The organism is Variovorax sp. J22P240 (genome assembly GCF_030316855.1).
In the GTDB taxonomy this organism is placed as follows: domain Bacteria; phylum Pseudomonadota; class Gammaproteobacteria; order Burkholderiales; family Burkholderiaceae_C; genus Variovorax.
In genome coordinates, this window is sequence record NZ_JASZYR010000025.1 from 32,045 (window position 1) to 52,002 (window position 19,958).

Annotated in this window: 20 protein-coding genes and 1 pseudogene; 6 read left to right on the forward strand and 15 right to left on the reverse strand. The window is 66.3% G+C overall.

The window, feature by feature from the left end:
* The first annotated feature begins 10 nt into the window (after positions 1–10).
* Genes QTI24_RS30070 through QTI24_RS30080 form a run of 3 tightly spaced genes read left to right on the forward strand, consistent with a single transcriptional unit; the run spans position 11 to position 2,948 of the window.
* Positions 11–1,024, forward strand: a complete 1,014-nt coding sequence (locus QTI24_RS30070; RefSeq protein ID WP_286605472.1) for an ABC transporter permease subunit — start codon at positions 11–13, stop codon at positions 1,022–1,024.
* 41 nt (positions 1,025–1,065) lie between these two features.
* Positions 1,066–2,007: an ABC transporter substrate-binding protein gene (locus QTI24_RS30075; RefSeq protein ID WP_286605473.1), complete on the forward strand. Its 942-nt coding sequence runs from the start codon at positions 1,066–1,068 to the stop codon at positions 2,005–2,007.
* 14 nt (positions 2,008–2,021) lie between these two features.
* Entirely contained in the window at positions 2,022–2,948 is a 927-nt protein-coding gene (locus QTI24_RS30080) for a carbohydrate kinase family protein (RefSeq protein ID WP_286605475.1), read from the forward strand.
* 15 nt (positions 2,949–2,963) lie between these two features.
* Here QTI24_RS30080 and QTI24_RS30085 read toward each other — a convergent pair whose 3' ends face one another.
* The 8 genes from QTI24_RS30085 to QTI24_RS30120 form a co-directional block, all read right to left on the reverse strand.
* Positions 2,964–4,139 (reverse strand): MFS transporter, encoded by a 1,176-nt coding sequence (locus QTI24_RS30085; protein WP_286605476.1) that lies wholly within the window; start codon positions 4,137–4,139, stop codon positions 2,964–2,966.
* Complete coding sequence (gene aroC, locus QTI24_RS30090) at positions 4,139–5,263, reverse strand: chorismate synthase (RefSeq protein ID WP_286605478.1); 1,125 nt, start codon at positions 5,261–5,263, stop codon at positions 4,139–4,141. Before aroC ends, QTI24_RS30085 begins: the two co-directional genes overlap by 1 nt.
* A gap of 7 nt (positions 5,264–5,270) precedes the next feature.
* Positions 5,271–6,833 (reverse strand): MFS transporter, encoded by a 1,563-nt coding sequence (locus QTI24_RS30095; protein WP_286605479.1) that lies wholly within the window; start codon positions 6,831–6,833, stop codon positions 5,271–5,273.
* Positions 6,830–7,204 (reverse strand): YciI family protein, encoded by a 375-nt coding sequence (locus QTI24_RS30100; RefSeq protein ID WP_286605481.1) that lies wholly within the window; start codon positions 7,202–7,204, stop codon positions 6,830–6,832. The genes QTI24_RS30095 and QTI24_RS30100 overlap by 4 nt, the downstream gene beginning before the upstream one ends.
* Entirely contained in the window at positions 7,201–7,572 is a 372-nt protein-coding gene (locus QTI24_RS30105; RefSeq protein WP_286605483.1) for a YciI family protein, read from the reverse strand. Before QTI24_RS30105 ends, QTI24_RS30100 begins: the two co-directional genes overlap by 4 nt.
* Before the next feature lie 129 nt (positions 7,573–7,701).
* Positions 7,702–8,964, reverse strand: coding sequence for an RNA polymerase sigma factor (locus QTI24_RS30110; RefSeq protein ID WP_286605484.1), 1,263 nt, complete (start codon positions 8,962–8,964; stop codon positions 7,702–7,704).
* Positions 8,961–9,431 carry an SRPBCC family protein gene (locus QTI24_RS30115; protein WP_286605486.1) on the reverse strand — a complete coding sequence of 157 codons (471 nt, stop codon included), beginning with the start codon at positions 9,429–9,431 and terminating at the stop codon, positions 8,961–8,963. The genes QTI24_RS30110 and QTI24_RS30115 overlap by 4 nt, the downstream gene beginning before the upstream one ends.
* Positions 9,320–9,769 (reverse strand): ArsR/SmtB family transcription factor, encoded by a 450-nt coding sequence (locus QTI24_RS30120; protein ID WP_286605488.1) that lies wholly within the window; start codon positions 9,767–9,769, stop codon positions 9,320–9,322. Before QTI24_RS30120 ends, QTI24_RS30115 begins: the two co-directional genes overlap by 112 nt.
* A gap of 107 nt (positions 9,770–9,876) precedes the next feature.
* On the opposite strand from QTI24_RS30120, the gene QTI24_RS30125 reads away from it, so the two are divergent.
* Both QTI24_RS30125 and QTI24_RS30130 read left to right on the forward strand, forming a co-directional pair.
* Positions 9,877–10,299, forward strand: coding sequence for a cupin domain-containing protein (locus tag QTI24_RS30125; protein WP_286605490.1), 423 nt, complete (start codon positions 9,877–9,879; stop codon positions 10,297–10,299).
* Positions 10,300–10,378: 79 nt separating this feature from the next.
* Complete coding sequence (locus QTI24_RS30130) at positions 10,379–10,951, forward strand: GbsR/MarR family transcriptional regulator (RefSeq protein ID WP_286572427.1); 573 nt, start codon at positions 10,379–10,381, stop codon at positions 10,949–10,951.
* Between the two features lie 3 nt (positions 10,952–10,954).
* Here QTI24_RS30130 and cydX read toward each other — a convergent pair whose 3' ends face one another.
* From cydX to cydD, 5 genes are read right to left on the reverse strand one after another with little or no spacing between them, the layout of a single operon-like run.
* Positions 10,955–11,077, reverse strand: coding sequence for a cytochrome bd-I oxidase subunit CydX (cydX, locus tag QTI24_RS30135; RefSeq protein WP_286572428.1), 123 nt, complete (start codon positions 11,075–11,077; stop codon positions 10,955–10,957).
* Between the two features lie 34 nt (positions 11,078–11,111).
* Positions 11,112–12,266 (reverse strand): cytochrome d ubiquinol oxidase subunit II, encoded by a 1,155-nt coding sequence (gene cydB / locus QTI24_RS30140; RefSeq protein ID WP_286605492.1) that lies wholly within the window; start codon positions 12,264–12,266, stop codon positions 11,112–11,114.
* A gap of 15 nt (positions 12,267–12,281) precedes the next feature.
* Positions 12,282–13,892, reverse strand: a complete 1,611-nt coding sequence (locus QTI24_RS30145; protein ID WP_286605493.1) for a cytochrome ubiquinol oxidase subunit I — start codon at positions 13,890–13,892, stop codon at positions 12,282–12,284.
* Between the two features lie 36 nt (positions 13,893–13,928).
* Positions 13,929–15,623: an amino acid ABC transporter ATP-binding/permease protein gene (locus QTI24_RS30150; protein ID WP_503011329.1), complete on the reverse strand. Its 1,695-nt coding sequence runs from the start codon at positions 15,621–15,623 to the stop codon at positions 13,929–13,931.
* A complete protein-coding gene (cydD, locus tag QTI24_RS30155) occupies positions 15,620–17,353 on the reverse strand; it encodes a thiol reductant ABC exporter subunit CydD (protein ID WP_503011330.1) in 1,734 nt (577 codons plus the stop codon). Before cydD ends, QTI24_RS30150 begins: the two co-directional genes overlap by 4 nt.
* A gap of 109 nt (positions 17,354–17,462) precedes the next feature.
* On the opposite strand from cydD, the gene QTI24_RS30160 reads away from it, so the two are divergent.
* A complete protein-coding gene (locus QTI24_RS30160; protein ID WP_286605496.1) occupies positions 17,463–18,593 on the forward strand; it encodes a glycosyltransferase family 4 protein in 1,131 nt (376 codons plus the stop codon).
* A 1-nt stretch (position 18,594) separates the two neighbouring features.
* Here the strand turns inward: QTI24_RS30160 and QTI24_RS30165 are convergent, their stop codons facing one another.
* On the reverse strand, positions 18,595–19,701 hold the full coding sequence (locus QTI24_RS30165) for an acyltransferase family protein (RefSeq protein WP_286605497.1): 1,107 nt from the start codon (positions 19,699–19,701) through the stop codon (positions 18,595–18,597).
* 43 nt (positions 19,702–19,744) lie between these two features.
* Positions 19,745–19,958: pseudogene (locus QTI24_RS30170) on the reverse strand (nitronate monooxygenase); the annotation flags it as partial.

Sequence of the window (19,958 nt, forward strand, 5' to 3'; positions counted from 1 at the left end):
GAGACACGCAATGAACAAGCAAGCATCGCCCGCCATCGCGGCGACGGAGAACCCCGCCCTGCCCTCCGCGTTGCGCGGCGCCACGGGCAAGGAAATCATTCGCGCACTCGGCATGCTGCCGGTGCTCATCCTGCTGTGCATCGGCTTCAGCTTCTCGAGCGACAACTTCTTCAGCTTGCAGAACCTGTCGATCATGACGCAGCAGGCGTCGATCAACATCGTGCTCGCGGCCGGGATGACTTTCGTGATCCTCACGGGTGGCATCGACCTGTCGGTCGGCTCCATCCTCGCCGCGTCGGCCGTGGTGGCGATGCTGGTGTCGAACTTTCCACAGTTCGGCATGCTCGGCATCGCCGCGGGGCTCGCCTGCGGGCTGCTGTTCGGGCTGATCAACGGCGTGCTGATCGCATTCGTCAAGCTGCCGCCCTTCATCGTCACGCTGGGTTCGTTGACCGCGGTGCGCGGCATCGCACGGCTGATCGGCAACGACACGACAGTGTTCAACCCGCAGCTGCCCTTTGCCTTCATCGGAAATGGCGAGGTGCTGGGCGTGCCCTGGCTCGTGATCATCGCCTTCGCGGTGGTGGCGCTGTCGTGGTTCATCCTGCGGCGCACGGTGCTGGGCCTGAACATCTACTCGGTCGGCGGCAACCCGGAGGCCGCTCGGCTCGCGGGGATCAAGGTCTGGGCGGTCCTGCTGTTCGTGTACTGCACCTCGGGGCTGCTGTCGGGACTGGGCGGCGTCATGGCCTCGGCACGGCTCTATGCGGCCAACGGGCTGCAGCTCGGCGCTTCCTATGAACTCGACGCGATCGCGGCCGTGATTCTTGGCGGCACCAGCTTCGTCGGCGGCACCGGCTCGATCCTCGGCACGCTGATCGGCGCGCTAATCATCGCGGTGCTCACCAACGGCCTGATCCTGATGGGTGTCTCGGACATCTGGCAGTACATCGTCAAGGGCCTCGTGATCATCGGCGCCGTCGCCCTCGATCGCTATCGCCGCAAGGATTCCGCAAGGACCTGACCTCATTCACTCGCTCAACTCAACCACACGGAGACTCACTCATGCGTACCAAACAACTCTTCGCTCTCGCCGCCATTGCCGCTGTCTTCGCCCTGCCCGTGGCGCACGCCCAGCAGAAGGAATTCAAGAACGTGGGCATCACGCTCGGCTCGATGGGAAACCCCTTCTTCGTCTCGCTCGCCAAGGGTGCGGAAGCGAAGGCCAAGCAGTACAACCCCAACGCCAAGGTCACGGCGCTGTCGGCCGACTACGACCTGAACAAGCAGTTCTCGCAGATCGACGGCTTCATCTCCGCCGGGTCGGACCTGATCCTCGTCAACGCGGTGGACGCCAAGGCGATCGAACCCGCGCTGATGAAGGCGAAAAAGGCCGGCATCGTGGTGGTCGGCGTCGACGTGGCGGCCAACGGTTCGGACGCGACGGTGCAGACCAACAACGTGCAGGCCGGCGAGATCGCCTGCCAGTTCATCGTCGAGAAGCTCGGCGGCAAGGGCAACGTGATCATCCAGAACGGGCCACAGGTCTCAGCCGTGATCGACCGCGTCAACGGCTGCAAGACGGTGCTCAAGAAGAGCCCCGACATCAAGGTGCTTTCGGATGACCAGGACGCGAAGGGCTCGCGCGAAGGTGGACTCAACGTGATGCAGAACCACCTGACGCGTTTTCCGAAGATCGACGCCGTCTTTGCCATCAACGATCCGCAAGCCGTCGGCACCGACCTCGCGGCCAAGCAACTCAACCGCAAGAACATCATCATCACCTCGGTCGACGGCGCACCGGACATCGAGACCGCGCTCAAGGCCGACACCCAGGTGCAGGCATCGGCCAGCCAGGACCCGTTCATGATTGCGCAGAAGGCGGTGGAGATCGGGCGCGACATCCTCAACGGAAAGAAGCCGGCTGAACAGATGACCCTGCTGCCGTCGACCCTGATCACGCGCGCCAACGTCAAGGACTACAAGGGCTGGCAAGCACCCCGCTGAGCAGGAGATCCGCCATGTTCGTGGTTTGCGGCGAAGCGCTGATGGATGTCTACATGGGTGAGGCCACGTCCACCGGCATGACGCTGGACGCGCGCATCGGCGGTTCGCCGCTCAATGTGGCGCAGGGGCTCGCGCGGCTGGCGCGGCCGGTAGCCTTCCTGACCGGGCTGTCGACCGATGCGCTCGGCGAGCGGCTGCTCGCGTCGCTCCGGTCCGAGGGCGTCGACACCTCGCTGATCCTGCGCAGCGAGGCACCGAGCACGCTGAGCGTAGTGAGCGTGGATGCCAGCGGCGTTCCGCGCTACGCCTTCCACGGCAACGGCGCGGCGGACCGGCAGATCACGCACGACACGCTGCCCGCTCTGCCGCCCGCCACGCGGGTGCTGCAGTTCGGCTCCTATGCACTGGCGGTCGAGCCGGTGGGCAGCGCCCTGCGCGCGCTGGCGGCACGCGAGCGCGATCGGCGGCTGATCGCCTACGACCCGAACGTGCGACTCAATGTCGAGCCCAACCTCACGCACTGGCGGGCGGTGGTCGAGTCGATGGTGTCGATTGCGCACCTGGTGAAGGTGAGCGACGAGGACCTGGGCCTGCTCTACCCGGCGGAGACGCCGGAGCAGGTCGCCGCCCGCTGGCTCGCGCAAGGCGCCGCGCTGGTGGCGGTGACGCGCGGCAGGCATGGCGCGAGTGCGTGGACGCGGGCTGCCCAGGCTGCCGCTGCGTCACCCGAAACGAAAGTGGTCGACACCGTCGGCGCGGGCGATACCTTCCAGGCGGCCCTCCTGACCTGGCTGGACGAGCATGACGCGCTCACGCCCGAAGCGCTGTCGGCGCTCGACAGCGGATCGCTCGACGCCCTGCTTCGCTTTGCGGCACGCGCTGCAGCGATCACCTGCTCGCGACGCGGCGCGGACATGCCGCGGCGGGCTGAGTTGGACTGAGGGCCTGGCCCAGGGTCAGGCCTGGGCGTCCACTCTTTGCGCTCGCCACGCACACATGCTCGCCACCGCAGCCAGCACCGTCGCGACCGAGAACATGACCACGTAGCCAAACCGCTGCGCAATCGCGCCGCCGGCCAGCACACCAAGCACGCCGCCGAAGCCATACCCGATCACGGTGAACAGCGCCTGCCCGCGCCCTCGCAGTCGTCCCGGGAAGTGGCGCGACACCATGGCGATGCAGGCGGTGTGATGGGCAGCGAACGAGAGCGCGTGCAACGCCTGCGCCACCACGAGCGCCCAGATCCACTGCCCGCAGGCCGCGGTGATGGCCATGCGCACAACGGCTGCAATGCCGCACAGAAGGAGCCAGCGCGGCATCGCCATCAGGCCCAAGAGCCGCCCTTGCAGGAAGAACCACGCGATCTCGGCGACGACCGACAGCGCCCACAACAAGCCGATCGTGCCTTTGCCGTAGCCGAGCGAATCGAGGTATAGCGACAGGAAGCCGTAGACCGCGAAGTGCGCCATCACGTGAAAGAACAGCGAGACGAAGAACCAACGCACTGCCGGCACTCGCAGCACAGGCCCGACTGGCTCCTTGGCCTGAGCGTGGGCTGTCACCGGCTCGCGAACGTCGGGCAGCCGCCATGTCGCGATCAACACGATGGCGAGCGTGCCGCCGGCCCATGCCGGAAAGTGGCGCATGCCGAAGCGCTCGAACCATTCGCCGGCGAAGAACACGGTGACCAGGAAGCCGGCCGAGCCCCACAGGCGGATACGCCCGTAGCGGCCCCAGTCCCCAGCGACCAGATGCGCCATCGCCGCCTCGGTCAGGGACATCATCGAACTCGTGTGCGTGAACATCACGAGCAGCACCAGCCCCAGCCACCATGCCCCACCGTTCCACCACAGGCCGAAGGACGACACCAGCGCCACAGCCGCGCTAAAGCGCAGCAGCTTCACGCGTTCGCCCGTGTGATCGCTGAGCGCGCCCCACGCGTAGGGCGCGAAGACACGCGTGACCGACTGCACCGACGTCAGCAGGCTGATGACGAAAATCGGCAAGCCCAGTTCCTTCAGCCACAGCGGAAGGTACGGGTTGAAGAAACCGATGTGAGCGAAATAGCTCGCCGAAAGCGCCGCAAAGGCCAGAAGGTGGCCGCGGCCACCCGCCACTTGCGGGGCGGACACTAGAGGAAGGACGCCTGGGGCGACGGGGACTCGGCGCCGGGCGACGTCGGGTCCTGCTGCATGTTCACTTCGCCGCACTGCGCGCGATTGCGCAAAGCGTGCTCCATCACGACCAGGGCGAGCATCGCCTCGGCGATCGGCGTCGCGCGGATGCCGACGCAGGGGTCATGACGGCCCTTGGTCACCACCTCGACCGGCTGATTGTTGACGTCGACGGACTGGCGTGGGCTGATGATCGAGCTGGTCGGCTTGATCGCGATGCTCACTTCGAGGTCCTGCCCCGTGCTGATGCCGCCGAGCACGCCGCCCGCGTTGTTGGTCACGAAGCCCTCGGGCGTGATCGAGTCGCCATGCGTGGTGCCGCGCTGCGTGACGCTGGCAAAGCCGGCGCCGATCTCGACGCCCTTGACGGCGTTGATGCCCATCATGGCCCAGGCGATGTCGGAATCCATCTTGTCGAAGAGCGGCTCGCCGAGGCCGACGGGCACCTTCGAGGCGGTCACGCGGATGCGCGCGCCGCAGGAATCGCCGGCCTTGCGCAGCGCGTCCATGTAGGCCTCGAGCTGCGAGACGTCGGCGACGGGCGCGAAGAAGGGGTTGTTCGGCACGTGGTCCCAGCTTTCGAAGGGAATCACGATGTCACCGATCTGCGCCATGCACCCGCGGAATACGGTGCCGTACTTTTCGAACAGCCACTTCTTGGCGACTGCACCGGCAGCCACCATCGGCGCCGTCAGGCGCGCCGAAGACCGACCGCCGCCGCGCGGATCGCGAATGCCGTATTTCTTGAAGTAGGTGAAGTCGGCATGGCCGGGGCGGAACTGCTGCGCGATCTGGCCGTAGTCCTTGCTGCGCTGGTCGGTGTTCTGGATCAGCAGCGCGATCGGCGTGCCGGTGGTTTTGCCTTCATAGACGCCGCTGAGGATCTGCACCGCATCGGGTTCGTTGCGCTGCGTCACGTGGCGGCTGGTGCCGGGGCGGCGGCGGTCGAGGTCGCCCTGGATGTCGGCCTCGGTGAGCGCCATGCCGGGCGGGCAGCCGTCGATGACGCATCCGATCGCGGGTCCGTGGGATTCGCCGAAGTTGGTCACCGCGAAAAGGGTGCCGAAGGTATTGCCGCTCATGCGGGGATTATCCCAACAAAGTCGCTTCCCCTTGCGCCGAGGCTGGCGCGGGCGGCGTTCCGACCCCGCGCAGCATGATCGCGGCCAGCAGTGCGGCCGCCAGCGCCACTGCTGCGCTGATGGACGCCGTCGTCTCGAAGGCCTGCGCGAACGCCTCGCGGGATGCCTCCATCAACCGGTCGCCCGCCGCTCCGGCCAGCCCTGCCGCCACGTCCGCCGCCGCACCCAGGCTGGAACGTGCGGCTTCGGCTGCCGCGGGCGGCACGCCGGCCAGCGAGGACTCCGACAGCGCATGCCTGTAGACGCCGACGATCACGCTTCCCAGCACGGCGATGCCAAGCGCGCCGCCGAGTTCCGAACTGGTCTCGGAGATCGCCGACGCCGCACCGGCGCGCTCCGGCGGCGCGGTTCCCACCAGCATGTCGACCGCCAGCGTGAAGACGAAGGACAGCCCCAGCGACAGGATCACGTAGCCGACGATGAGCATCGGCAAGCCGTTCTCCCGATCCAGCCCTGCCAAGAGCCCGAAGCCGGCAGCGGCAAGCACCAGCCCTCCCGCCACGACGAAGCCCGGACGTACCCGCCGCACGATGCGCGGAACGAGGTTGGACCCCACGATGAAGGCCAGGCTCGACGACACCGACCACAGGCCCGCCTTGAGCGGCGACAACCCGAGCACGAGCTGCAGGTATTGCGCAATCAGCAAAAAGGCAGCAAAGCCGACGAAGAAGCCCAGTGTGTTGATGAGCAGCGCCGCACTGAAGGCCGGCGCGCGGAAAAGCCGCAGGTCGATCAACGGGTCGGCCAGCCTCCTCTGGCGCCGAATGAAAGCGAAGCCGATCGCGACTCCCGCGGCCATCACCCCGACCGGGAGCGCGCCCATTCCCGCCTCGGCGATGCGCTTGAGTCCGTAGATGACAGCCAGCACGGCGACAAGGGACAGTGCCGCGCTCGGCAGATCGAGCCGGCCGGACTTTTCGTCGCGGTACTCGGGCAGGAGCAAGGGACCGAGCACGAGCAGCAGCGCCATGACCGGCACGCCCACCAGGAACACCGAGCCCCACCAGTAGTGCTCCAGCAGCAAGCCGCCGACCAACGGGCCGATGGCGCCGCCGACCGCAAAGCTCGCCACCCAGATGCCGATCGCGACGGTGCGTTCTTCCGCATCGAGAAACATGTTGCGGATCAGCGAGAGCGTCGACGGCGCGAGCGTGGCGCCCGCTATGCCCAGCAGCGCCCTCGTGGCGATCAACATCTCCGAACTGGTCGAGAAGGCGGCGAGCACCGATGCGATGCCGAAGCAGGCCGCGCCGATCAGCAGCAGCTTGCGCCGCCCGATGCGGTCACCGAGCGTGCCCATCGTGATCAGCGATCCCGCGAGCATGAAGCCGTAGATGTCCACGATCCACAACATCTGCGCGCTGGTGGGGCGCAGCGCCGCGCTCAGGTGGGGCACCGCCAGGTTGAGGACCGTCAGGTCCATCGAATAGAGCAGGCACGGCAGTGCGATGACGGCAAGGCCGATCCATTCGCGCGCCGCGGCCTTGGGGTTTGCTTTGGCGGAGTTCATCGCGCGTCTCCCTGGGCATCGCCACGCGGCGCGGACACGGGCCGCACCTCGATGCTGCCCACGCACGCCGATGGAATGCCTGCCGCCATGCGCACGGCCTCGTCGTCGCTCGCAGCCTCGACGAGGTAGAAGCCGCCGAGCTGCTCATTGGTCTCGGCGAAAGGACCATCCGTCACGGACAACTTGCCGTTGCGCATGCGGACGACCACGGCCTTGTCGGATGACTCCAACCCTTCGGAGGCGATCAGGTTCCCGCTGGCGCTCAACCGGTCGTCGTAGTCGAGGTGCGCATTCACGAAGGCCGGCAGCTCGTCGGGCGGGATCGCGTTCATCTGTGCGTTGGTCGCGAAGATCATGCAGAGGTATCTCATGACGCGCTCCCTTGCATGCGCTCGACCTTGGCGATGGGCCGCACTTCGATGCTGCCCATGCGCGCCAGCGGAATCCTCGCTGCGATCTGGATCGCCGCGTTGAGGTCTTTGGCTTCGACGAGGATGAAGCCGCCGAGCTGCTCTTTGGTCTCGACGAAGGGCCCGTCCGTCTGCGAGGTCCTTCCTCGCCGCACTTGCACGACCTTGGCGTTCTTCACGCGCTGCAACGCATCCGCAACGACCAGCTGACCACGCGACTTGAGTTCTTCGTCGTAGGCGATCGATTCGGCGGCGAGCGCAGCGCTCGAGCTGTCGGAAAACGCATCGAGCAGCGCTTCTTCGAAGTAGACCAGGCACAGGTATTTCATGGGCATCTCCAGAGCTTCGAGTGATAGGACACCCACTGGTCGATTGGCAGGCCCCTGAATCGACATTCGTCGATCGATACGCGCTCGAAAATTTGTATCGGCATGCATCGCCTGCCCTGCTCTGCAAGCCTAAGCCGGCAACGACGCCAATCGTCTTTCCAGGAACTTCCGCTCCGGCGCCTGCCGGGCGAGCGTCAGCGCACGTTCGTAGGCCGCGCGAGCCTGCGCCGTGCGACCGAGGCGGCGGCAGAGGTCCGCGCGCGCTGCGTGGGCAAGGTGGTAGTCCCCAAGTTCGCCACGCGCGAGGATGCCGTCGATCAATGCCAAGCCTGCCGCCGGTCCGTCGCGCATCGCGATCGCGACGGCACGGTTGAGTTCCACCACCGGTGAGGGCTCGGCTCTCGACAGAACCTCGTAGAGACCGACGATCTGTGCCCAATCGGTCGCGGCCGCGTCGGCCGCCTCGGCATGCACGGCCGCAATCGCAGCCTGCAGCGTGTACGGACCGAAGCGGCGCGACGACAATGCTTGCGCCACCAACGCCATCCCTTCCGCGATCAGCTCCCGGTTCCAGAGGCTGCGGTCCTGCTCGTCGAGCAGCACCACATCGCCGGAGGCGGACGTGCGCGCGACACGTCGCGATTCGTGCAGCAGCATGAGCGCCAGCAGGCCCATGGCCTCGGGCTCCGGAAGCAGGTCGAGCAAGAGCCGCCCCAGCCGGATCGCCTCGGCGGACAGATCGGGTCGCGTCAGCGTCTCGCCCGAGGATGCGGCATAGCCTTCGCTGAACACCAGGTAGACGACGCGCAGCACGGCATCCAGTCGGTCCGGCAGGTCGGCCGCCGAAGGCACCTGGTACGGAATGCCCTCGTCGCGGATCCTCGCCTTGGCGCGAACGATGCGCTGGGCCATCGTGGGCGCCGGCACCAGAAAGGCGTTGGCGATGTCTTCCGTCGCGAGACCGCATACCTCGCGCAGCGTGAGCGCTACCTGCGCGTCCGGTGTCAGCGCGGGGTTGCAGCAGGTGAAGACCAGACGAAGGCGATCGTCCTCGAGCAATTCCGCGTCGTCGTCCCATGCGGGAGCGGCACCGATGGCCGTCTCGACGGCATCCGCCGCGTCATCCCAGGCTTCGAAGCGCGCACGGCGGCGGATGGCATCGATGGCCTTGAAGCGCCCCGCCGACACCAGCCAAGCCCGTGGATGCGCCGGTACACCCTCCGTCGGCCACTGTTCGAGAGCGGCGCGGAAGCCGTCGTGCAAGGCTTCCTCGGCCAGATCGAAATCGCCCAGTAGCCGGACCAGCGTGGCAAAGATGCGGCGCGATTCGTCGCGGTACACCGCGTCCACCGTTTCGCGCACGCCATCCGACGCGACCGGCCGCGGGTTCATCCGTCGGCTCTCGCGCCGCCGAGCAAGACTTGCAGCTTCACCAGGGAGCCGGTCCAGCCGTGGTTGTGCCCATCGCGCGCGGCCTCGTCGAAGAAGTCCTCGTGCCTCAGCGTCAACTCGGTGCCACGACCGGCGGGCTCGATCGACACCGTGACACGCGACACGCGCTCTGGCGTGGTGACCCAGGACCAGCTGAACACGAGCTTTCGGTCGGGCACGATCTCGCGGTAGAGGCCGCTGACCTCATGGCGCTCGCCGTCGGCAGCAACCATCACGACGCGAAATCCGCCGCCGATGCGCAGGTCGACCTCGGCGACGGGCACCGCAACGATCTCCTCAGGTCCGAACCACTGCTTCAGCGCTTGTGGCTCGGTCCACGCCCGCCAGACTTTGTCGGGGGAGGCGTCGAAGTGGCGTCGGAGGGTGAGCGATGGGCGCTCTTCGTCGCGGGTGGCTGGGCTCGCCATGCGGTCTCCTCTTGGTGATACAGGAAGCGGGCCAGCGCGTCGAGGCGTCCGGCCCAGAACTTTTCATAGCGAGACAACCACACGGCGGCCTCCTGCATCGGCTGAGGGGACAGCTCGCATCGCACGATGCGGCCCTCCTTCGTGCGGGACACCAGTCCGGCGTTCTCGAGCACCCGCAGGTGCTTCATGAAGCCGGTGAGCGACATGCCGTGCGGCTGTGCAAGTTCGGTCACGGTGAGGCCGCCACCCTCCCCGAGTCGTTCGAGCACCGACCGGCGCGTCGAATCGGAGAGCGCGGCAAAGATGGCATCGAGAGTGCCGTCGTCAGAGTGAACCATACGGTTGAGTTTCAAAGCGCGACGAACCGATGTCAAGGCAATTTCTGGAATGGTTTATGCGTGCTGCGGCGCAGCATCCCTACCTTCAAAACCTCCGAGGAGCGCACATGCTGGACCGTACCGACACGAAGTTCTCCCACGTCAAGCCCGGCGACACCGAGTTCGTCTCGGGCGGGTTGCGCGACTTCTTCCTGTACCGCGACCTTGGCATCGCAGAGGCCACCCATGGCAAGGTGATCGCGCACCTCGTCAAGGCCAACATGGCACCGGAAACGGGCACCGGCTGGCACCGGCACGAGGCGGACTTCCAGATCGTCATCATGGTGAAGGGCTGGGCCCGCTTCATGTACGAAGACAAGGAAACGCTGGTCGAGGCCGGTGATGTCGTGCACCAGCGACCCGGCATCCGGCACTTTCTCTTCGACTACTCGCCCGACATGGAGTATCTGGAGATCGTCTCGCCGGCCGACTTCAAGAGCGTCGACGTCGAACCTGCCTGCGAGGTCCCGCCGCCCACGCCGTGGAAATAGCCAGATCCTCCAGGCCCGACGGGAAGGGACTCTTCAGTCTTTCTTGAAGCTTCAGGGAATTCGGACTGAAAATCGCTTGATGCCTACCCAGTCGCTCCCTCCGCTCAACCGTCAGTTCGTCGCCCACTTCGGAGAAATGGGCAGCAAGTGGGGCATTAACCGCACCGTCGGCCAGATCTATGCGCTGATCTTCATCTCCGAACGGGCGCTCAATGCGGACGAGATTGCCGAGTTGCTGGAGTTCTCGCGCTCCAATGTGAGCATGGGCCTGAAGGAACTGCAGGCATGGCGGCTGGTGCGCCTGCGCCATCACCCGGGCGACCGGCGCGAGTACTTCGAGGCACCTTCCGACGTGTGGGAGATCTTCCGCGTCCTGGCCGAGGAACGGCGTCGCCGCGAGATCGAGCCCACGCTGTCGATGCTGCGGATGGCGCTGCTCGAAGAGCCCTCTTCCGACGAGGAACGCCATGCGCAGCAGCGCATGCGCGAAATGCACGATCTCATCGACCGGCTCATGAAGTGGTTCGACGACGTGCAGCGCCTCGCCCCCGAGACCGCCATGCAGCTCATGGGTATGGGCGCCACCGTGACCCGGGTCCTCGGGCTCAAGGACAGGTTGACCGGCGCCAAGGAAAAGAAGCCGGCTTCGTAGCGCCTATGGCTTGTTCAGTTTGTCTCGGCGGATGGCCTCGTCGTCCATCAGCTCGTACCACATCGCATTGAGCACCGCGAAGGTCGCGGCAAGGGGCAGCCCCAGGATCCAGGCGAAGTACCACATGAGTGAGTTCCTTGTTTGATTCTTGGAGGGCGGATCAGTAGGCGTGCCCGCGGTCTTCGCGGATCGCGTCGGCGTCCACCTTGCCTCGGAGCACGTAGTAGACCCAGCTCGTGTAGGCCACGATGATGGGAATGAAGATCGCGGTCACGACCAGCATGATGAAGAGCGTGAGGTGGCTGGACGACGAGTCGAACACGGTGAGGCTGGCGCGCGGATCGATCGACGACGGCAGGATGAACGGGAACATCGAGACGCCCACGCTGAGGATGATGCCTGCGATGCTCAAGCCGCTCGCCATCAGTGTCAGCATCTCCGCGCGCATGCGAAGCCCGAGCAACGCGACCAACGCGCCACCAAGGCCCAGCGCCGGAACGACATACAGCCACGGATACGCCGCATAGTTGGTGAACCACGCGCTCGCGTGCACTTCGACGGTCTTCAGCAAGGGATTCGAAGGACCGTCCGGCGGCAGCGAGCTCGTGACGCGAAAGCCGTCCACGAAGGACCACAGCATGAACCCGGCCAGCGCATAGAGAACGACGGTCGCTACCGCAGCGACGCTTCCGTAGGCCCGTGCGCGCTGGGCGACGAGGCCCTGTGTCTTCAATTGAAGCCACGCGCTGCCGTGCATCACGAGCATGGCGACGGACACCAGTCCGCACAGCAAGGCGAACGGATTCAGCAAGCCGAAGAAGGAGCCGTCGTAGAAGATGTGCATGTCCGGCCCGAAACGGAAGGGCACGCCCTTGAGCACGTTGCCCATCGCCACGCCGAAGATCAGCGAAGGCACGAAGCCACCGACGAACAGGGCCACATCCCAGCGCGCCTTCCATTTCGCATCGTCGCGCTTGCCCCGGAACTTGAAGGCCACGGGTCGCAATATGAGTGCGACGAGGATCGCGAACATCGCGAGGTAGAAGCCTGAGAACGAGACGGCATAGAGCTGCGGCCACGCCGCGAAGATCGCGCCGCCGCCGAGGATCAGCCAGACCTGGTTGCCCTCCCAGATCGGGCCGACGCTGTTGATGATCACGCGACGCTCGAGGTCGTTGCGGCCGGCAAACGGCAGCAGCATGCCGGTCCCCAGGTCGAAGCCATCGGTCACGGCAAAGCCGATCAGCAGCACGCCGAGCAGCAGCCACCAGACGACACGCAGGAATTCGTAGGAAAGCAGTGTGTGCAGGATCATGGTCGTGCTCCGGGTTCAGTCGGCGGAAAGGGGCGTGGACCGAAGTGCGGTCAGCTCGGGGTCGGCTTCGGCGCGGTAGACCGAGGGCGCCGGCACGGGATGTTCCTTCGGGCCCTTGCGGATCGCCTTAAGCATGAGCTTCATCTCGATGACGATGAGGATCGTGTAGACGAGCGCGAAGCCGAGGATGGTGATCAGCAGCGTGGTGGCGCCCAGATTCGACACGGCGACCGCGGTCGGAAGCACGCCTTCGATCACCCACGGCTGGCGTCCGACCTCGGCCACGATCCAGCCCAGCTCGGCGGCCAGCCACGGCAAGGGAATGGCGAAGACCGCCACCTTGAGGAGCCAGGGGTAGGCGTCGAGCTTGCGCCGTGCCGAGAGCACGAAGAAGGTGGCCGTGAGCACGATGAAGAACATGCCGAGCCCGACCATGATGCGGAAGGACCAGTACAGCTGCGCCACCGCGGGCACGGTGTCCTGGGCCGCCTGCGCGACCTGTTCGGGTGTTGCCTTCCGCGGGTCGTCCACGTAGCGCTTGAGAAGCAGCGCGTAGCCCAACGCGTGCCCGTTCTGCTCGAAGATGTTGCGGGCCGATTCCGGTACCGCGCCCGTGCTGCCGGCTTCGCGTATCTGCTGCAGGGCGTCGTAGGCCGAGATGCCGACGCGGATGTTCAACTCGGCGCGATGCACCAGGTCGTCGATGCCGGGAATCTCGGTGGTGAGAGAGCGCGTGCCGATCAGACCCAGCAGCATCGGGATATGAACGGCAAAGTGCGTCTCGCGGGTCCGCTGGTCGGGGAATCCGAAGGCCGTGAAGGCCGCTGGCGCGGGCTCGGTCTTCCACATCGCCTCCAGCGCGGCGACCTTCATCTTCTGGTGTTCGGTCGAGAGGTAACCGCTCTCGTCGCCCAGCAGGACCACCGAGAGGGAGGCCGCGAGGCCGAACGAGGCAGCCACCGTCATCGAGCGCTTCGCCAACTGCAGATGGCGGCCCTTCAGCACGTACCAGGCCGACACGCCGAGCACGAAGATGGACGCCACCGTGTAGCCCGCCGATACGGTGTGCACGAACTTGGCCTGCGCCACCGGGTTGACCAGCACCTCGAAGAAGTCCGTCACCTCCATGCGCAGGGTCTGCGGGTTGAAGGCTGCGCCCACGGGGTTCTGCATCCAGCCATTGGCGATCAGGATCCACAGCGCCGAAAAGTTGGAGCCGATGGCCACCAGCCAGGTGACGATCAGGTGGGCCACCTTCGACAACTTGTCCCAGCCGAAGAAGAACAGCCCGACGAAGCTCGCTTCGAGGAAGAAGGCCATCAGCCCTTCGATCGCGAGCGGCGCCCCGAAGACGTCGCCCACGTAGTGGCTGTAGTAGCTCCAGTTCATGCCGAACTGGAACTCCATGACGATGCCGGTTGCAACGCCCATCGCGAAGTTGATGCCGAAGAGCACGCCCCAGAACTTGGTCATGTCGCGCCAGATGGTGCGGCCGGTCATGACATAGACCGTCTCCATGATCGCGAGGAGCACGGCGAGGCCAATGGTCAGCGGGACAAACAGGAAGTGATACAGCGCCGTGAGGGCGAACTGCAATCGTGACAGGGCGACGATGTCGAAGTCCATGGGGTTCCTTTCGTGTTCTTGCCTATCGCTCGTATCTCAGTCCGGCCGCAGCGCGCTCAGTGCGGCATCGAAGGCGGGGGTGCCGCGCTTCAAGTCCGCCGCGATGCGGCCTTCCTTCATGCAGACCAGGCGATCTGCCAGGGCGGCCTCGCGCCGCAGGTGGGTCGCGATCAGGAGCGTTTGACCTGCGGCTTGGACTTCGAGGCGCTGCAGCACATCGTGCGCCGTCGCAGTGTCCAACGCTTCGGTCGGCTCGTCCATCAGCCAAAAGGGTACGTTTCGCAGCAGCAGCCGTGCCAGCGCCAAGCGTCGCGACTGGCCGCCGGAAAGTCCCAGGCCGCCCTCGCCGAGCGGGGTATCGAGTCCCGAAGCCATCGCCTTCACTTCCTGCGCGAGGCCGGCCAATTGCAGCGCGCGCCAGATTCGGGCGTCGTCCGCATTGGGGTCGGCCAGCCTGAGGTTGTCGCGCAGGCTGTCCTGGAAAAGCTCCGTGCGTTGGGTCAGCAGGCAGTGCGGCTGGACACGGACGCTGCCGCATTGCAGCGGCAGTTCGCCCGCCAGGGCCGCGAGCAAGGTGGACTTGCCGGCGCCGCTGGGGCCTATGAGCGCTACACGCTCTCCTGAGGACAGAGTCAATGAGACCTTGTGCAATGCGGCGGCGCGACTACCGGGATGGGCCACAGTGGCTTCGGTCATTTGCAGTGCATAGCCTTCGCCGAGCTTGCCGGTCACGGCCAGAGCGGGCGCCTCCTGCTGCGCCATGCGAGGCGCCAAGCGCCGGGCCGCCAACCAGGAACGACCGGCTTCGAGCGCGCCGCGACGCAAGGCGGCGAAGGGCTCGATGGCAGTCAGCGCAACCAACAGCGCGAGCGCCGCGGCCGGCGCTCCGATCGAGCCCTCGCCGACGAGCCAACCCACTGCGATCAGCACCCCTGCCAATGTCAGCGTGCCCGCCATGCCGTAGGCCATGCCTGTTCCGGCCTCCAGACGATTGAGCACCAGGTCGGCCTGGGCCAGATGGCGATCCGCCGCGGCGAGCGCTTCGCACTGCGCATCGATCCTGCCAGCCATGACCAGTTCCGTCTGGCCCGCCACCAGATCCACGGCGCGCGCGCGCAAGGCTTCCATCGCCTGTGCACGCCGGACCGCGGCGGGCTGCGCACGCGCCGCGGCCACCAATGCGATGCCCCAGCCGGCGCCGATCAACCAGAGCGCGAGCGCCACGCCCATCCATGGGCTCATGAAGCCGAGCACGATGCCCGCCAACAATGCGGCGCCGAACGCTGCGCCACCCGGCACGAGCATGCGCAGATAGAGCGACTCGAGCGCATCGATGTCGGCCGTGAGGCGGAACAGCAATCGCGCGGGACGTGCCAGCAATTGGCGCGCGGCATCGGGACGCGCCCATCCGCGGAAGAGCCGCTCGCGCAGTGCGGCCAGCACGGCGAAGGTGGCGTCATGGGTGACGAGCCGCTCACCGTAGCGCGATGCCGTGCGTCCCAGAGCGAGCAAGCGAATGCCTGCCGATGGCATGAACACGTCGAAGCGGATCGCCGTCATGGCGTTGAGACCCGCGAGCGCCGTGGCGGTGATGAACCATCCCGAGAGACCCAGCAGCGCCATGCCCATCAACACGGTCAGCGCAGCCATCGCAGCACCCAGCGCGAGCCGGCCGGGCTCCGCGGCCAGGAAGGGAACGATGACCGGACGAAGATCGCGCCAGAGCTTCACGCGGCCTCCTCTTCGAGCACTGCATCCAGGCGAATCACGCGGTGCATTCGCGCGGCGAGCACGGGGTCGTGCGTCGCCACGATCAGGGTCTTTCCGCGCGCGAGTTCGAGCAGTGCATCGGCCACGCGCTCCGCGGTTTCGGTGTCGAGGTGGGCAGTCGGCTCGTCGACCAGCAGAAGGTCGGCATCGGAATGGGCGGCAACGCGCGCCAGCGCCAGCCGCACGGACTCGCCGCCGGAAAGTCCGGTGCCGCCCTCCCCCAGCGCGCCGCTGGGGTGCGCCTGGGCCACGCCGTCCAGGGCCGCAAACTGCATCGCAACTTCAACCTGCGGCGTGTGGACGCCTGCACGTCCCATCGCGACGTTGGCCTGAACGGAGCCCGCGAACACGTGCGGCTTCTGGCCCATCCACGCCATGCGACCGCGCAGCGCGACGGCCGTGCGGTCCGACAGCGGCACGCCGCCGATCACGATCTCGCCCTGCTGAACGGGCACCAGACCGGCAATCAAGCTCAGCAGGGCCGTCTTGCCCGAGCCGCTCGGGCCCAACAACGCAACATGCTCGCCCGCAGCGACACGCAGGTCGTAGCCTTCGAAGAAGGCATGCTCGCCGGCGTGAGCGAAACGCAATCCGTGGATACGGATCGACGGCGCACCTGCCACAGCCAGGCCTTGCTGCGACGCGGTCGCTTGCGCACCCGGCAGCGGCACGCCATCGCGCGCAAGGCCTTCAAGCGAATCGAGCGCCGCCTCGCCGGCCGCGCGGTCATGCCACACCGCCGACAGCTCGCGCAGCGGCTCGAAGAATGCAGGCGCCAGCAGCAGGATGAACATGCCCTGGCCCAGGCTCAGGCGAACGCCCCAGGTGCCGAATTCGAAGGTCCCCAGCAGATGGAAGCCGACATACGCCGCCACCATGGCGACACCCAGCGCTGAGAACAGCTCCAGCACGGCGGACGACAAGAAAGCGATGCGAAGCACCACCATCGTTCGTTCGCGCAGGCTTCTCGCTGCCTCGCCCAGTCTTCGGGCGGTGGCGTCGATGGCGCCGAGGGCGCGCAGCGTCGCCAGCCCTCGAAGGCGGTCGAGCAGGAATGCGTTCATGTCGCCCACTTCGATCAGCTGTGCCTCGCTCGCGGCCTTGGCTCGCCAGCCGACGATCGCCATGAAGATCGGGATCAGCGGCGCCGCGATCAGCAACACCAGCGCTGCAACCCACGACAGGCTCGCGACGGCCACCACGATCACCAGCGGAACAACCGTTGCGCGCCAGCGGGCCGGGCCGTAGCGCACCAAGTAGGGCACCACGGCCTCGGCCTGCTCGGCAATCACGCTGGCGGCGAGTCCCGAAGCAGGCCGCGCACTGTCGAGTGGCGAGCGCGCGGCGAGCGCGGCGGCCACTCCCGCACGCAGAACGGACAACTGCGAGCGGGCTGCCGCATAGACGCAACGCATGCCCCAGGCTTCGCAGATTGCTCGCAGCAAGCCCAACAGAAGGATGCCTGCCGCGGGGCCGGCAACCATGTCGACGCCTTCGCCTTCGCCTTCGCCCAGCCGCTGCACGGCCCACGCCAGCAGTGCCGCTTGCGGTATCCACAGCAGCGCCGCGAAGCCCTGAACCAGGCTCCCCAGCCCTGGAGAGTCGAGGGAGCGCAAGCCGGAAGTCGAAGCGGGTTGGTTCACTTTTTGAATTCGTGTAATTTCAGTATTTACTGAAAACTCGGCAATCATAAGAGATGTCGCGCTGCGTCGACGATCTTCGCCGCAAAGCCCGCACCAGAATGCCAAATCCCCATGACGCAACCGCTAAGCTCCAGTGTCGATCGACGGAGAACGCCAATTGAAGATCCTTTCCATCACGCCGACCTACTTTCCGGAAATCGGGGGTATCGAATCCTTCGTGCGTGAACTCGCGACGCGCATTTCGCGCGGCGGCACGCAGGTGGACGTTGCCCATGTCTCGGCAAACCATGCAGCCTTCTCGGTGAGCGAGATGGACGGCCTCAAGGTGTATCGCGTGCCGGTGACCGGCAACCGCCTCGTGGGCTATGCACGAGGGCTGGGGCGGCTGGCGGCCGGCTACGACCTGCTGCACGTGCACGACCCGCATCTGATGGTGCTGACGACCAACATCATCCTTCAGTGTCGAAACGTTCCGGCGGTCTTGAGCACGCATGGCGGCTTTCATCACACCAGGCAGCACGAGGCATTCAAGTGGCTCCACGAGCGCTTCCTGATGCGCAGACTGTTGCGGCACTACCGCAAGGTCCTGGCCGGCAGCGATTCGGACATGGTCTACTTCGCCCGCTATTCGGACAACATCGCGAAGAACGAAACCGGCATCAACTTCGGCAAGTTCCAGAGCGGCCGCACGACCGGCACGCCGGACCCGACCCGCTGGATCTACTGGGGCCGGTGGTCGCGCAACAAGCGCATCGATGCGGTCATCGACACGGTCGCCCTGGCGAGGGACAACGGCATCGCGATCGACCTGCTGATCGCCGGCCCCGATTTCGACAAGCTGGGTGAATCACTGCGGGCCCGGATCGACGCTCTCCAGTTGGGCGACTCGGTCCGGATGCATCCGTACATCGAAGATGCGGCCCTGCTGCAGGAACTGCAGCAACGCACCGTGTTCATCACGGGCAGCGAATACGAAGGCTTCGGCATCGGCATCGTCGAGGCAATGGCGGCAGGCAAGATCGTGGTTTGCCGCGACATCGAGCCGATCAACGGCTTCGTCGACAAGTCAGAGACCGGCTTCTTTCTCGACTTCGACAACGGCCCGAAGGATCTCGCCACGGTGCGCGAGATCACCAGCCTGGACCCGGCGCGCTGCGAGGCGATGTCGAGCGCCGCGCAACGCAAAGCCAAGCGCTACGACTGGGAATCCGTGGCGCTGCGATTCGCGGAACACTACGCGAAGGCGCTCTCCGGCCGGGACCAGGGCGGGGCCCTGCGCGCCCGCTAGACTAGCTCGAAAACACCAGCCCACAGGCCAGCAGGCCCGCAAACAGGCCCAGCACCGCGCGCCAGGTGGCAGGCCGCGATTCGACCCAGCGATACAGAAACAAGGCCGCCGCGATCGACAGCGCAAAGGTGACGAGAAGTCCCAGCAAGTCGATCCAGGGCGTTGCAGGCATCAACCGGCTCACCACTGCGCTCACCAGCAAGAGCACCGGGAAGTGGATGAGGAACAGCGAATACGAGATACGCCCCAGTCGCACCAGCGGCTCGCCCATCGACGGCCAGGCGGCAGGCTTCAGCCCGTCGAGGTGCTGGACGATGGCGACGCAGAGGGCAGTGACCAGCGCCGTCGCGATGCGGCTGCGCCAATCGAGCGCCAACGCCGCGGCACCGAGCAATGCCAGCAAGACGACGGAAAAGGCCCAGGTGCTGGTCCGAGTCGCTCTTCCGATCCAGAAAACCAGCATGCCCAGTCCATAGGAGCCGAAGAAGTACAGCGCCGTGGTGTCGAGCTCCTCGTGTCGGTTGAACACCGCCAGCGAAGCGATGACCAGCGCCAGCACGAGCCCCGCGACCAGCCAGCGTGATCGCTCGGGCCGCACGGACCAGCGCCGCTGCATCAGCTCCGACAAAGCGATCGCTGCGAGCGCGAGGACGAAGAGCTGGAAGTCGATGGCGACGTACCACACGCCGGTCGACAAGGCGTCGTAGCCAAGGAGGTCCTGCAGCAACAACCCGTGCGCCAGCAACTGCGCCATGCCCGGCGGTGCGGGCACGGCCTCGTCATCGAGCCACGGGCGGACCAGGGCGGCGACCAGCACACTCAAGATCAGCGCCACGAGATACGGCATGACCAACCGCCCGTAGCGCTGGAAGACACGCACCAGCGGCCGATCGACGCGCAGGACGCCATCGGGCGCGAGGCTCCCTGCAGCCAGGAAACCGGCCAGCACCAGGAACACCTGGACGGCCAGCCGTCCGTCTTCCGCCAACCAATCGAACAACGCTGGCGCGAGCGTAGACGCGCCCTCTGGCATGGGACCGTAGCGCGAGAGGTGATGCGCGACGATCACGGCGCAAGCAATGCCCTTCACCGCGTCGAGAAGGGGCATGCGCCCCAGGGAAGCTGGCACGGGAGTGCCCATGGTCACGCGCTCAGACTGCAAGGCGGCTACGCGCTTCCTGGTATTCGCGCTTGAGTTTCTCGATGAAGGCCGCGGCGCTCGCGACCTCGGTGACCGCGCCAATGCCTTGGCCCGAACCCCAGATGTCCTTCCAGGCCTTGGCCTTGCTGCCATCGCCACCGCCGAAGTTCATGGTCTTCAGATCGCCCTCGGGCAGGTTGGCCGGATCCATGCCCGCCGCCACG

Bases quoted from the DNA above. Each gene is read 5' to 3' on its own strand.
- QTI24_RS30070 (WP_286605472.1), top strand. From the start codon at position 11: ATGAACAAGCAAGCATCGCCCGCCATCGCGGCGACGGAGAACCCCGCC.
- QTI24_RS30075 (WP_286605473.1), top strand. From the start codon at position 1,066: ATGCGTACCAAACAACTCTTCGCTCTCGCCGCCATTGCCGCTGTCTTC.
- QTI24_RS30080 (WP_286605475.1), top strand. From the start codon at position 2,022: ATGTTCGTGGTTTGCGGCGAAGCGCTGATGGATGTCTACATGGGTGAG.
- aroC (WP_286605478.1), bottom strand. From the start codon at position 5,263: ATGAGCGGCAATACCTTCGGCACCCTTTTCGCGGTGACCAACTTCGGC.
- QTI24_RS30095 (WP_286605479.1), bottom strand. From the start codon at position 6,833: ATGAACTCCGCCAAAGCAAACCCCAAGGCCGCGGCGCGCGAATGGATC.
- QTI24_RS30100 (WP_286605481.1), bottom strand. From the start codon at position 7,204: ATGAGATACCTCTGCATGATCTTCGCGACCAACGCACAGATGAACGCG.
- QTI24_RS30105 (WP_286605483.1), bottom strand. From the start codon at position 7,572: ATGAAATACCTGTGCCTGGTCTACTTCGAAGAAGCGCTGCTCGATGCG.
- QTI24_RS30110 (WP_286605484.1), bottom strand. From the start codon at position 8,964: ATGAACCCGCGGCCGGTCGCGTCGGATGGCGTGCGCGAAACGGTGGAC.
- QTI24_RS30115 (WP_286605486.1), bottom strand. From the start codon at position 9,431: ATGGCGAGCCCAGCCACCCGCGACGAAGAGCGCCCATCGCTCACCCTC.
- QTI24_RS30120 (WP_286605488.1), bottom strand. From the start codon at position 9,769: ATGGTTCACTCTGACGACGGCACTCTCGATGCCATCTTTGCCGCGCTC.
- QTI24_RS30125 (WP_286605490.1), top strand. From the start codon at position 9,877: ATGCTGGACCGTACCGACACGAAGTTCTCCCACGTCAAGCCCGGCGAC.
- QTI24_RS30130 (WP_286572427.1), top strand. From the start codon at position 10,379: ATGCCTACCCAGTCGCTCCCTCCGCTCAACCGTCAGTTCGTCGCCCAC.
- cydX (WP_286572428.1), bottom strand. From the start codon at position 11,077: ATGTGGTACTTCGCCTGGATCCTGGGGCTGCCCCTTGCCGCGACCTTC.
- cydB (WP_286605492.1), bottom strand. From the start codon at position 12,266: ATGATCCTGCACACACTGCTTTCCTACGAATTCCTGCGTGTCGTCTGG.
- QTI24_RS30145 (WP_286605493.1), bottom strand. From the start codon at position 13,892: ATGGACTTCGACATCGTCGCCCTGTCACGATTGCAGTTCGCCCTCACG.
- cydD (WP_503011330.1), bottom strand. From the start codon at position 17,353: ATGATTGCCGAGTTTTCAGTAAATACTGAAATTACACGAATTCAAAAA.
- QTI24_RS30165 (WP_286605497.1), bottom strand. From the start codon at position 19,701: ATGCCCCTTCTCGACGCGGTGAAGGGCATTGCTTGCGCCGTGATCGTC.